Below are 12,151 nucleotides of genomic sequence, written 5' to 3' on the forward strand. Positions count from 1 at the left end.
CAAATATATTCCTGCTAAATAAGATCAAAAAACAAAAAAATGGGAATAGTATGGTGTAATCTTGTACTCCATTTTTAAATAATTACCTGTGTAGAATACATAAAAAAGGGCTTTTGTCATTAAAAATAATATAAAATCATTTCCCTCTCTTTGAAATTTGCTCTAAAAGTAGGTTGGGAAAGCGCAGAAATAAAAATATATGCAAATAAATGGAGTAACAATGGCTGAACAAAAGTCTCGCTACACTTATGAAGAGCTTCTAAGCTGCGCTCGCGGCGAAATGTTTGGTAGAGGTAATGCGCAATTGCCAGCACCGCCAATGTTGATGATTCATCGAATCACTCAAATTAGTGAAACTGATGGTAAATACGATAAAGGAATGGTTCGCGCCGAATTTGACATTACACCAGACCTGTGGTTCTTTAATTGTCACTTTATAGGCGATCCCGTCATGCCAGGATGTCTCGGACTAGATGGTATGTGGCAATTAACAGGTTTTTTTCTTGGTTGGCTAGGCGAACCAGGAAAAGGAAGAGCAATATCAACAGGTGAAGTAAAGTTATCAGGGATGGTAACTCCACAAACCAAAATTCTTGAATATGAAATAGATTTTAAGCGTATTCGACGTGGAAATTTAGTCTTAGGAATAGCTGATGGGTGGCTAAAAGCAGATGGAGAGACTATTTATAAGGCGAGTGATTTACGCGTTGCTTTATTCAAAGAAGATTGAACGTTATTTCTGTCAGAAAGAACTTTTCACTATTCTGTATAAAACGAGGAGGTATGAATGCGTCGAGTTGTTGTGACCGGAATGGGAATTGTCTCCGCGATTGGAAATGAACCTAAGGCTGTTTTAACCAGTTTACGTGAAGCAAAATCCGGAATTTCTTACGCACCTCAATATGCCGAATTAGGCTTTCGTAGCAGAGTTTACGGCAAACCCGATATTAATATAGAAGAACTCGTAGATCGACGTGCTCTACGTTTTCATGGGCGTGGAACAGCATGGAATCATATCGCCATGGATCAGGCAATTGCTGATGCGGGGCTAGAACCGAATGAAGTATCGAATGAACACACGGGTATTATTATGGGTTCTGGAGGTGCTTCAACACATTCAATCGTAGAAGCTGCTGACATTACACGCCAAAAAGGTCCAAAACGTATCGGTCCTTTTGTTGTGCCTAAAGTGATGAGTTCTACAGCATCCGCAACACTTGCAACTTTTTTTAAAATTAAAGGCGTAAACTATTCAATCTCTTCTGCGTGTGCTACATCCAATCATTGTATCGGCAATGCTTATGAAACAATACAATATGGCAAGCAAGATCGCATCTTCGCTGGTGGTTGCGAAGATCTGGATTGGACATTATCTGTTTTATTCGATGCTATGGGTGCTATGTCTAGCAGATATAATGATGTACCAGAAAAAGCTTCGCGTGCTTATGACGCTAATCGTGATGGATTTGTTATTGCTGGTGGAGCTGGCGTTTTGGTTCTTGAAGAACTAGAAGTCGCTAAAGCACGTGGTGCAAAAATCTATGGAGAAATTGTTGGTTATGGCGCTACATCGGATGGACACGATATGGTCTCTCCATCGGGTGAGGGAGCAGAACGGTGCATGCGCATGGCACTTGCGACCGTCAAAAATAAGATTGATTATATCAATCCCCATGCAACAGCAACACCTGTTGGTGATCCCCCTGAAATAGAAGCGATCCGCCGTATCTTCGGAGCAGGTGATCAATGCCCACCAATTTCCGCCACAAAATCTCTGACTGGTCATTCCTTGGGTGCAGCTGGTGTTCAAGAAGCCATCTACACACTGTTAATGATGCAGCATAATTTTATTTGTGAAAGTGCCCATATTGAAGAACTTGACCCAGCTTTTGCTGATATGCCAATCGTTCGTGAACGACGTGATCATCAACAACTGAACACCGTATTGTCAAATACTTTTGGTTTTGGCGGTACCAATGCAACGCTTGTTTTCCAACGCTATGTATAAACAAAAGTTCTTAGTAATTGAAAAAGTACGGTCTTACGGAGAATAGTATGAAAGGTTTGATGGAGGGCAAACGTGGCCTTATTATGGGAATTGCAAATGACCATTCAATTGCTTGGGGCATTGCCTGTCAACTCGCACAAGCGGGAGCTGAATTAGCATTGACTTATCAAGGAAATGCTTTTGGAAAACGTGTTCAGCCTTTAGCAGATAAACTTGGCTGCAAATTAGTGCTGGAGTGTGATGTTGAAAAAATTGAAAATATTGACTACGTCTTTGAGCAACTTGAAAAAGAATGGAAAACAATTGATTTTATTGTCCATGCCATTGGTTTTTCAGATAAAACTCAGCTAAAAGGGCGTTACGTTGATGTTACAACACGTGAAAACTTTCAACGCACGATGGTTATTTCAGCTTATTCCTTTACTGAAATTGCCCAGCGTGCGGGTAAGCTTATGCCCAATGGAGGAACACTTTTAACTCTTACCTATAGTGCTTCACAGCAAGTTGTGCCTAATTATAACATCATGGGTGTTGCTAAAGCAGCTTTAGAAGCTATGGTACGTTATTTAGCAGCGGACTTTGGTCCTCAAAATATCCGTGTCAATGCGATTTCCGCTGGTCCTGTTAGAACTTTAGCAGGTAATGGTATTGCAGCTGCACGTGCAATATTTTCACATCAACGCCGTAATGCCCCATTACGGCGTACTGTAAATATTCATGAAATTGGAAAATCTGCTCTTTATCTACTCTCTGACTTATCATCAGGTGTTACAGGTGAAATCCATTATGTTGATTCAGGCTATAACATCATGTCTATGCCAATACTTGAAGAACTGAAAAAAAGTGACGATGCTCAAGAAAGATAAAAATCATCGCACTTAGAAAAATATGACGTAAGGCACGTGTGCAGATCTTTATAACAATAAGTGTAATACAAAACCAGATATATGATGCCTTGTTTCGCAAAGTATTTTATGACATTATGTACCTTACTAAAGCATACGCTTTTGCTGTTGCTTATAAATCAATATCCAGTCCTCATGTCATCGCAGTTTGGAACAGAGATTAGAAGATTATTAAAATCCTTAGCTTCAGCTTTTGTATACCAGATTGAAAAAAATATTGCCTACCGTTTGATTTATTCTTGAAACGCAAATACAATCTAATGTAGGAAGAATATGAAGGCGTAAGGAAATCAATCATTAATCTTACTATTGTTCTTTAATGAGGCTTTACGGTTTTAAAAGAATCCACATCAATATTTTTTTAATAATGGAGGTTACGCTTCACCTCACACTTTTATTTTTCTCGTTCTTTAATGAAAGCATTTTTCTGATGTATCAGGTAAAATAGAACGCCCAAAAACACTATAGCCGTTTCTCCTTCATTGCATTTTTTTAAAAGATATTTCTCAATGCACGCAATTCCATTTCACAATAGTACCTGTAGAACGTATAAAAAATCCCTGTGAAGTACATAAAATCCTTTTTGCACCACCATTTTAATGTTTATACAGATGACAAACCGATACCATCATTTTACTCGTCATATTCTAATGTTGAAACAACCCTTGACACTTGAGATGATTCATTAGAAGTATTTTTAATAATTTTTATCCACATAACTACCCCCCTTGTAACAAGAAAACGTATATTTTTAATTAATTCAATACAAAAATTAAATGAATTATTTATATAAATCAATTTCTTATCTTTATAATCACATTATTTTTCAGTTTAAATGACAGCCACAAACAAGTACAATAACATTTTTTCAATTTTAGACTTTCAAATTTATAATTCCAAAAATCATTTCTTGCATATAAAAAACAGAATTGACATGTGAGAAAATAAAAGGCGTAAATATCTCTACTGAACAGCCTCAAGTGCCAAGAGCTGTCTCAACATTGGGGGCTGGCAGGATGTATGATGATGCTCGGCTTCCTTCTTCATAAACGTAAAGATGGAGATGTGCACAATGGCTTTATCATTACACTATTCAGGGTCATCGCCGCGAATTGGGCTTGGAAGTTTTAAGAGAGGGCTCTTTAAAACAAGCACGTGAATATACAACAGCAATAGTGTTTTGTTTTGGGCGTTCTATTTTACCTGACACATCAGAGAAATGCTTTCATTAAAAAATCAGAAAATAAAGGTATGAGACAATCTCCATTATTTAAAAGATATTGCTTTAGATAGCGTAAAACTGAATTTAAAAATGATGGTAGAGATGGAAACTGTTTTTCATCTTTAAAATTTCATCTTCTTCCCAAATTAGATTGTATTCTTGTTTTAAAGAATTGCACAAACAGAGATACACAATATCCCAGCCTCTATTTAGATACAAAAGCTGTTACACGCAGCAAATAATATTGGAAATTCAATAATAGCAATGATATTTTTAGCTTATACGTTACATAAATAAGATGCTTCTATCTAATGAGTCTTGTATTATTCTGGTTGCAAATATCATTGTGAGATGAATTTAAGAGAAAATCAAAATATCTTGTTCATTACATTACATAAACATGTGTAAGTGGAAACGATAATTTATTTTCAAAGAGATAGTTCTTAGACAAAAGCCAAAACTTTTATATTTCAACCATGCTTCATAAAGAATCGAATGATATGAATCTATAATTTTCTGGAGTATGACTGTCTTATAAACCCATCAATACAATCTATTTTATATGTCTATCATAGCATGTTTCTATTTTTTACGATTGGAATTATTTAAAAAAACAGGATATCATTGTATTTCATCCTTGAGAGTGCGGCTTAATAATGTGTTCGCCGCTTCAGTTATGTTTTTACCACAATAGAGAATTTGATAAATTTGTTCTACAATGGGCATTTCTACCCCAATACGTTGCGCCAACGTATGTACTTCCTTGGTATTTAAGTACCCTTCCACAATCTGACCAATTTGTTTTTCCGCTTCTTTTATATCTATTCCTTTACCAAGAAGTATTCCAAAACGGCGATTACGCGACTGATTATCAGTACATGTCAAAACTAGATCACCTAAGCCTGTCATTCCCATAAATGTGGAAAGCTCAGCACCTATAGCCTCCCCTAAACGACTGATTTCAGCTAGTCCTCGTGTGATAAGAGCTATTCGTGCATTTGCCCCAAACCCTATGCCATCTGATATTCCTGCACCAATAGCAATAACATTTTTGACTGCTCCCCCTAATTGAACACCAATCATATCTGAACTTTTATAAACTCTAAAACTTTTGTTACAATGAAAAAGTTGCTGCAATTCTTTACCAAACTCAACATCAGAAGCAGCTATCGTCATTGCAGTAGGCCAACCAATAGCTAGTTCTTGAGCAAAAGTTGGTCCAGAAAAAACAGCTAAAGGAATTTTTTCACCTAAAATCTCACGAGCAACCTCTTGTAAGAAACGTCCGGTACCATGTTCTAAACCTTTTGTTGCCCAAATAACGCGTGAATGCTGATCTAAATAAGGCTGAATATTATACAAAACTTGATGAAATACATGGCTTGGAACAGCGATTAATATATTGTGACTTGCTGCTATTGCAGTTTCAAGCGAAGCTTCAAGTAATAAATTCTCAGGGAATTGAATATCGGGTAAATATACTTGATTACAACGTTGTTCCTGTAATTCTTTGATATGTTGAGAATTATATCCCCAAAGTAAAACATTATGACCATTACGGGCAAGAGCAATCGCTAATGCAGTACCAAAAGAACCAGCACCAATAATTGACATTGCAACGGTATTCATTAAGTTTTCTGATTATTCTCTAAATTTTTGATTTCAAGTGCATATTATTATTACAAATAACTTTAATGCCATCTTTAATATAAATCCGGTAAATCATAAAAACATTACTGCTTCGTAGCCTTTATCTTACACAACATAAAAACTTGTTTCTCACATTCTCTTTCTTTGTAGTAAATTGTATAAACATCACTTTTTGTATACTCTACAAAGAGCTATTTGTCTCAAAAATTAAAGCTTGATTAAATACCCCATGGAATTTCTCTTTTAAAATAAAAGTACATTCAAAATCATGATACTCATTCCACTGATATCTTGTACTTGCCCCCCTCTTTAATATCCTACGAATTTCTTGTAAGAGCTGATACATGACGCATCAACTCCACAGATATTTCTAACAACTACTCCACGGAAGTTTGCGTACTTAACCCCTGCCCCATAGACATTTCTGAGCCCTGTATCTTTTCTAGCTGTTTTCTTACGGATATATCTTTGTTTGATAACTGTTCAGATATTGAAGAATCATCTCTACTTGATGTTTCCGGTTCAATAACACGTCCTGAGCCACCCATCATATTATAATTCAAATGAGAAATAGCCCACCAAGTTCCTCCAATAATAACAAAAACGCAAATAGCAGCAAACCACAACGCGCTTAAATTCCATTTGGCATCTGGACCAGAATTCAAGTGCAAAAAGAAAACAATTTGTACTATAATCTGAATAATCGCCATCCCAATAAGATACGCAACCTTTGTACTAACTGCCCAACTTTCCATCATTCCATACATCACAGGAACAAAAGAACCCAAAGTGAAAAATACAGCCAGAATAAAGCCAACCAAATAGGAACCAGTACTGGGACCATGTGTTTCATTTTGCACGCTCATCACAACGCTCCTAATAAATAAACCATGGTGAAAACACCAACCCATACAATATCAAGTAAATGCCAAAAAATGGAAAGGCATGCTAAACGTGTTTTATTGTTCTGATCCAAACCATTACAACGAAGATGAAAAAACATCACAACCATCCAAAGAAGACCAACACTTACGTGAAGTCCATGTGTGCCCACCAAAGAAAAAAATGCTGACCAATAAGCAGAGAGAATCTCCCGTCCAAAAAGCTGTAAACCTGTTGCAGAATCAATACCAGCGTAAGCATTTGGATCGTAATAAAAGACCTCACCCAAAAGTTCATGAAATTCGTAAAGTTCCATACCAATGAAGCAACACCCAAATACAAAGGTAATAGCCATCCATAAACGCACACCACTGATGTTATTTTTATGTGCTTGTACCATTGTAAAACCATAAGTGACGGATGAAAACAACAAGAAAGCAGTCTCAACCAAAACAAATTTTAAATCAATAAACTCATTGCCCGCCTTACCACCACCATAAGAAGCAGAAAACACAGCAAAACTTGAAAAAAGTGTCGAAAACAGGATCAAATCTGAAAGAATATAGATCCAAAAACCAAACGTCATTACCGAACTACTATCGTGGTGATGTTCATCCACAGCACTCACATTATTCATTGTTACTGCACTCATACTGTCACTCCTTGTTCTTTAAGAACAGCTGTAAAGGCATCTTCAGTTTTTTGTACTTCTTCAGCCGGAATATAATAACCATGATGGTCACCTGTTAATGAATGACACACAAGCGTTGCAATAAAACCAATCAAGCCTACCGCAACAAGCCACCAAATATGCCAGACAAGCGCAAAACCAACAACTAATGAGAAGAATCCCGCAATAATTCCAGCCGATGTATTGGACGGCATATGAATTTTTGTAAATCCACTGGTAGGACGTTGATAACCACTTTTTTTCATATTCCAATAAGCGTCATCAGACTGTATTTTCGGAACTATTGCAAAATTGTAAGAAGGAGGCGGTGAAGAGATAGACCATTCCAGGGTCCGTGCATCACCCCAAGAATCATTTAATGTTACAGGTAAACGTCCCTTATGTTTGACACCGTACCAAATCGCCAAAACAACTTGCAGCACAAAACAAAGGATACCAAGCAAAATAATAAAAGCACCCAATGCAGCAATCATAAACATCGGTTGCCAACTAGGTTCCATGTAATGCTGGAGACGACGCGTCCCACCCATTAAACCAAGTGCGTAAACTGGGAAAAAGGCAAGGTAAAAACCAATGAACCAACACCAGAAAGATGCAATACCCAATGCCCGATTTGGTTTATAACCAAAAACTTTTGGAAACCAAAATGCAATCCCCGCTAAGTACGCAAAAACGACACCCCCAATAATTGTATGATGGAAATGCGCTACCAAAAACAACGAATTATGAAACTGCCAATCAGCAGGCACAATAGATAATAAAACCCCGGTTAATCCACCACCAACAAATGTAAAAATCATTCCCATGCACCAAAGCATTGGAGGCTCAAAGCGAATCCGCCCCTTATACATAGTTAGCAGCCAATTAAAGACTTTTACACCTGTTGGAACGGCAATAATCATTGTCGCAATACCAAAGAAAGTATTCACAGCTTCACCGCCACCCATTGTAAAGAAATGATGTCCCCAAACAAGAAGCGAAAGAATCAAAATAACCAACATGGCCCATATCATCGAAGTGTAACCAAAGAGGCGTTTTGAAGAAAAAGTTGATACAACCTCAGAAACAATTCCAAAAGCAGGAACAACCAAAACATAAACCTCAGGATGACCAAAAACCCAAACATAGTTAATCCATACCATTGGATTTCCGCCACCAACATTAGAAAAGAAATTCATACCCAAATAACGATCGCATGCCAAGAGTGCAAATGCTACAGTTAAGACAGGGTAAATAACTAAAATAAGAACATTGCTAACAAAAGCGCTCCAACAAAAAACAGGCATTCTCATCATCGTCATCCCAGGAGCACGCATTTTAATCAAAGTCGCAACGAAATTGACCGCCCCCATTGTTGTCGCTATACCAGAAAGTTGAAGCGACCATAAATAATAGTCTACCCCTGTATCTGGACTCATTTGCAATTCTGTAAAAGGTGGGTACATCAACCAACCACCACGACCAAAATTCCCAACACCTAGGGATATGTTAATTAATATTGCCCCTGCAGCTGTAATCCAGAAACCTAGATTATTTGCAAAGGGAAAAGCAACATCACGAGCACCAATTTGAAGCGGTATAAGATAATTAAAAAGACCAAATAAAATAGGCGTAGCCATGAAAAAAATCATGATAGTGCCATGCGCCGAAAAAATTTGATCAAAATGGTCAGGAGGCAAATAACCTGCAGTTTCACTCCCAAGAGCTAAAGCTTGATGTGTTCGCATCATAAGTGCGTCCGCAAAACCGCGAACAAGCATAATAATTCCAAGAACTATATACATAATGCCTATGCGTTTATGGTCAACAGTTGTAATCCAATTTCGCCATAGAATCCCCCACCACCCAAGTACCGTCAGAGCAACAACAGCAATTAAACCAACCAAAACAATCGCAATACACGTGTATAAAACGATTGGTTCATGTGCAAGTGCATGAAAAGCACCTGCCGTAGGATCTGTAAGTCTTCCAAACATTTCTCAACCCATTTCAAATGAAATTCAAGTTTAAAAGAAACCTTATGTTAAAAGGGCTCTTTCTTTACTGACGCTTTAAATAACATCAGGATCAAATACTGAACATAATGCACCCCATAGCGTCTGAGCAGCAGCACGTTTCATTAAATCCTCATTACATACCGTATTTTCATCGACACATCGATTAACAACACGATAGTAAAGCCGCTTCTCAACAGGTGCAAAATAACGAACTTCAGCATCTTTTTCCTTCGCAGCAATATCACCCATACGAGGCGCTATAGAAAGTTGACGATAAGATGCACGATCAAGCACTCGACCATTAGCCCGAGCTTTTACAATCCAATCCTCAAAGTCCTTCAAAGAAACAGAATGCCACTTAAACCGCATACCCGAAAAACCATCACCACTGTAATTTGCTGAGGTTCCTTTGAATACTCCTTGCTCTTCAGCAACCAAATGCAACTTAGCATTCATCTGCGGCATAGCGTAAAGAACAGTACCCAATTTGGGGACCCAAAAAGCATTGACAGAATTCTCTGACGTCAATTGCAATAAAACTTGACGCCCTTCAGGCGCATAAATCTCATTAATCGATGCAACACCATATTCAGGATAAATAAAAAGCCATTTCCAATCAAGAGAAACAGCATCAATCTGTAATGGCTTTCCTTCACCTACAACTTCCACTGGAAGAGGATTTGTAGGTTCAAGCTTATAAGTATAATAAGCTGTTAATGAACCTAAAACCATTACAATTACAACTGGAATACCCCACATCAATGCTTCAATTTTATTTGAATGCGCCCAATCAGGAGAATAGTCCGCTTTCATATTCGATGCACGATATTTTATAGCTAAAAATACCACACTCACCATAACTGGGATAACAACGCAAAGCATTACCACCACACAAACAACTATTAAAATGAGCTGTTGACGTGCAACATAACCTGATGGCTGCATAACATCAATTTTACAACCAGACAAAAGCAGCGCTCCCCCTAAAATCACAAGCATTTCCAATTGCCTAACAAAGCTTTTCATCTTTATTTACCCCCGTCATATGCACCAAAAATTGTCATAAATATATATATACCTCATATTGTACAGATTTGAAAATAATTATCAAGTGAATTCAATGCCTATATTACTCTTATCAAACGCTTACTCTTTATCTATCACAATTTAATTGTTTTGCAATATATTCAAGTGCAAACCAATATCCATCACCTCCACACCCAGTTATGATAGCGTCTACACCTGCAGATGTATAAGAATGGTGACGAAAAGCTTCACGCTTATAAATATAAGATAAATGAACTTCCACTTTCGGACCTGAAAACATTTTTAGGGCATCAAGAAGTACAACAGATGTATGACTGTAAGCCGCTGGGTTAATAATCAATCCAGAACTTGCCTCTATTGCCTCTTGTATCCATGCTACTAATTGCCCTTCACAGTTACTTTGATAAAAATTTATTATAATATCATTTTTTTTTGCCCATTCTCTGCATCTTTTTTCAATATCTTCTAGAGTTTCAGTTCCATAAATTTCTGGCTCACGTTGACCTAGGAAATTTAAATTAGGACCATTTAAAATCGTTATTATCTCAGACATAGCAAGCCTTTTCTTTCAAACCTATCACTTATTAAAAATATTTAGCATGTTTTTACGGCAATAAAGCTCCATCTTTAATCTCAAAGAATTCTGCGCGTCCTTTTAAGTCATCAAATAAAAGACGATCTGTTCCTGTCATAAATGTTTGTACAGCTAAATCATCTAGAACATCAAATAAAGCAGCACGTCGATGCGAATCAAGATGAGCAACCATTTCATCAAGAAGAAGAATGGGAGCTCTTTCCGACATCATACCTGTTAGACGTGCATGACACAAAACTAAACCTGTCAGCAGCGCTTTTTGTTCACCTGTTGAACAAGATGTTGCTGCTATATTTTTATCAGCATAAAAAACCTGCAAATCTGCACGATGTGGTCCTTCTAACGTTCGACCAGCAGCACGATCCATTGCGCGATTACGCCGTAATCGATCACAAAATTGCTCTTCAACTTCAGTTGCTGATATTTCACTAAGAGCTGTTTCCAAAAAACCATCAATTTGCAAAAAAGCTCGTGGAAAAGGTATCTGTGATGGCATTTGTGTAAACATATCATTTAAAAGACGAATAACATCAACACGCGACGCAGAAATAGCTGTCGCCAGTTCTGCCATCTGCTTTTCTAAAGCAGAAAACCAAGAACAATCTTCATTTCCATCTAAAAACAAACGATTACGTGCGCGCATAGCTCTATCATAATCGGCTATGCGGCGCCTATGCAAGGGATCAATCGCCAAAACCATACGATCCAAAAAACTACGGCGCTCAAGCGAAGGACCTGTAAAAAGACCATCCATAGACGGTGTTAAGACACTAATATGACAATAATCTGTTAGGCAATCACCTGATTCATTCACACCATTAATATGGACCTTTCGACTGTTATCGCTAACCTCTAAAGCTGTACCAATCTTTACTTCACCATAAAGAGCGCATTCAAGACGCGCAAATACAACAAATCCTCCACCGCCACCATCTACAAAGCTAACGTCAGAATAAGCAGCACGTCGCAAACCACGACCAGGAGAAAGAAAAGATAACGCCTCTAAAAGATTCGTCTTACCAGCACCGTTATGGCCAGTAAAAACCACATGCTGACCAGAAAAATGAATATTGAAAAAAGAATAATTGCGATAACGTAAAAGCTTCAATTGCCTCACTGCCACTTTGTGTACATGACTGGTCATGCATTGCAAA

At 37.6% G+C, this 12,151-nt stretch carries 10 protein-coding genes; 3 read left to right on the forward strand and 7 right to left on the reverse strand.

Features of this window, described 5'->3' with window-relative positions; genetic code table 11:
• The first annotated feature begins 220 nt into the window (after nt 1–220).
• Genes fabA through fabI form a run of 3 tightly spaced genes read left to right on the forward strand, consistent with a single transcriptional unit; the run spans nt 221 to nt 2,874 of the window.
• The gene (gene fabA / locus ACFIJS_RS00100; RefSeq protein ID WP_375648671.1) at nt 221–730 is read left to right on the forward strand and encodes a 3-hydroxyacyl-[acyl-carrier-protein] dehydratase FabA; all 510 of its coding nucleotides are present in this window, start codon (nt 221–223) and stop codon (nt 728–730) included.
• Between the two features lie 57 nt (nt 731–787).
• Nucleotides 788–2,008 (forward strand): beta-ketoacyl-ACP synthase I, encoded by a 1,221-nt coding sequence (fabB, locus tag ACFIJS_RS00105; protein ID WP_375648673.1) that lies wholly within the window; start codon nt 788–790, stop codon nt 2,006–2,008.
• 47 nt (nt 2,009–2,055) lie between these two features.
• The gene (fabI, locus tag ACFIJS_RS00110) at nt 2,056–2,874 is read left to right on the forward strand and encodes an enoyl-ACP reductase FabI (protein WP_375648675.1); all 819 of its coding nucleotides are present in this window, start codon (nt 2,056–2,058) and stop codon (nt 2,872–2,874) included.
• A gap of 1,882 nt (nt 2,875–4,756) precedes the next feature.
• Here the strand turns inward: fabI and gpsA are convergent.
• The 7 genes from gpsA to recF all read right to left on the reverse strand — a co-directional run bounded on the left by gpsA (nt 4,757) and on the right by recF (nt 12,141).
• On the reverse strand, nt 4,757–5,764 hold the full coding sequence (gene gpsA / locus ACFIJS_RS00115) for an NAD(P)H-dependent glycerol-3-phosphate dehydrogenase (RefSeq protein WP_375648677.1): 1,008 nt from the start codon (nt 5,762–5,764) through the stop codon (nt 4,757–4,759).
• Nucleotides 5,765–6,162: 398 nt separating this feature from the next.
• A complete protein-coding gene (gene cyoD / locus ACFIJS_RS00120) occupies nt 6,163–6,651 on the reverse strand; it encodes a cytochrome o ubiquinol oxidase subunit IV (RefSeq protein WP_375648679.1) in 489 nt (162 codons plus the stop codon).
• Nucleotides 6,651–7,319 carry a cytochrome (ubi)quinol oxidase subunit III gene (locus ACFIJS_RS00125; protein ID WP_375648681.1) on the reverse strand — a complete coding sequence of 223 codons (669 nt, stop codon included), beginning with the start codon at nt 7,317–7,319 and terminating at the stop codon, nt 6,651–6,653. Before ACFIJS_RS00125 ends, cyoD begins: the two co-directional genes overlap by 1 nt.
• Nucleotides 7,316–9,334 carry a cytochrome o ubiquinol oxidase subunit I gene (gene cyoB, locus ACFIJS_RS00130; protein WP_375648683.1) on the reverse strand — a complete coding sequence of 673 codons (2,019 nt, stop codon included), beginning with the start codon at nt 9,332–9,334 and terminating at the stop codon, nt 7,316–7,318. The genes ACFIJS_RS00125 and cyoB overlap by 4 nt, the downstream gene beginning before the upstream one ends.
• 75 nt (nt 9,335–9,409) lie before the next feature.
• Entirely contained in the window at nt 9,410–10,381 is a 972-nt protein-coding gene (gene cyoA / locus ACFIJS_RS00135) for a ubiquinol oxidase subunit II (RefSeq protein WP_375648685.1), read from the reverse strand.
• 127 nt (nt 10,382–10,508) lie between these two features.
• Nucleotides 10,509–10,955, reverse strand: a complete 447-nt coding sequence (gene aroQ / locus ACFIJS_RS00140) for a type II 3-dehydroquinate dehydratase (RefSeq protein WP_375648687.1) — start codon at nt 10,953–10,955, stop codon at nt 10,509–10,511.
• 52 nt (nt 10,956–11,007) lie between these two features.
• On the reverse strand, nt 11,008–12,141 hold the full coding sequence (gene recF, locus ACFIJS_RS00145; RefSeq protein ID WP_375648689.1) for a DNA replication/repair protein RecF: 1,134 nt from the start codon (nt 12,139–12,141) through the stop codon (nt 11,008–11,010).
• Nucleotides 12,142–12,151: the final 10 nt, after the last annotated feature.

The organism is Bartonella sp. OT172YNZD (genome assembly GCF_042193725.1).
Classification (GTDB): domain Bacteria; phylum Pseudomonadota; class Alphaproteobacteria; order Rhizobiales; family Rhizobiaceae; genus Bartonella; species Bartonella grahamii_A.

Coding starts and splice junctions, on each gene's coding strand:
- cyoD (WP_375648679.1), bottom strand. CDS start 6,651: ATGAGCGTGCAAAATGAAACACATGGTCCCAGTACTGGTTCCTATTTG.
- fabB (WP_375648673.1), top strand. CDS start 788: ATGCGTCGAGTTGTTGTGACCGGAATGGGAATTGTCTCCGCGATTGGA.
- ACFIJS_RS00125 (WP_375648681.1), bottom strand. CDS start 7,319: ATGAGTGCAGTAACAATGAATAATGTGAGTGCTGTGGATGAACATCAC.
- fabA (WP_375648671.1), top strand. CDS start 221: ATGGCTGAACAAAAGTCTCGCTACACTTATGAAGAGCTTCTAAGCTGC.
- aroQ (WP_375648687.1), bottom strand. CDS start 10,955: ATGTCTGAGATAATAACGATTTTAAATGGTCCTAATTTAAATTTCCTA.
- gpsA (WP_375648677.1), bottom strand. CDS start 5,764: ATGAATACCGTTGCAATGTCAATTATTGGTGCTGGTTCTTTTGGTACT.
- cyoB (WP_375648683.1), bottom strand. CDS start 9,334: ATGTTTGGAAGACTTACAGATCCTACGGCAGGTGCTTTTCATGCACTT.
- recF (WP_375648689.1), bottom strand. CDS start 12,141: ATGACCAGTCATGTACACAAAGTGGCAGTGAGGCAATTGAAGCTTTTA.
- fabI (WP_375648675.1), top strand. CDS start 2,056: ATGAAAGGTTTGATGGAGGGCAAACGTGGCCTTATTATGGGAATTGCA.
- cyoA (WP_375648685.1), bottom strand. CDS start 10,381: ATGAAAAGCTTTGTTAGGCAATTGGAAATGCTTGTGATTTTAGGGGGA.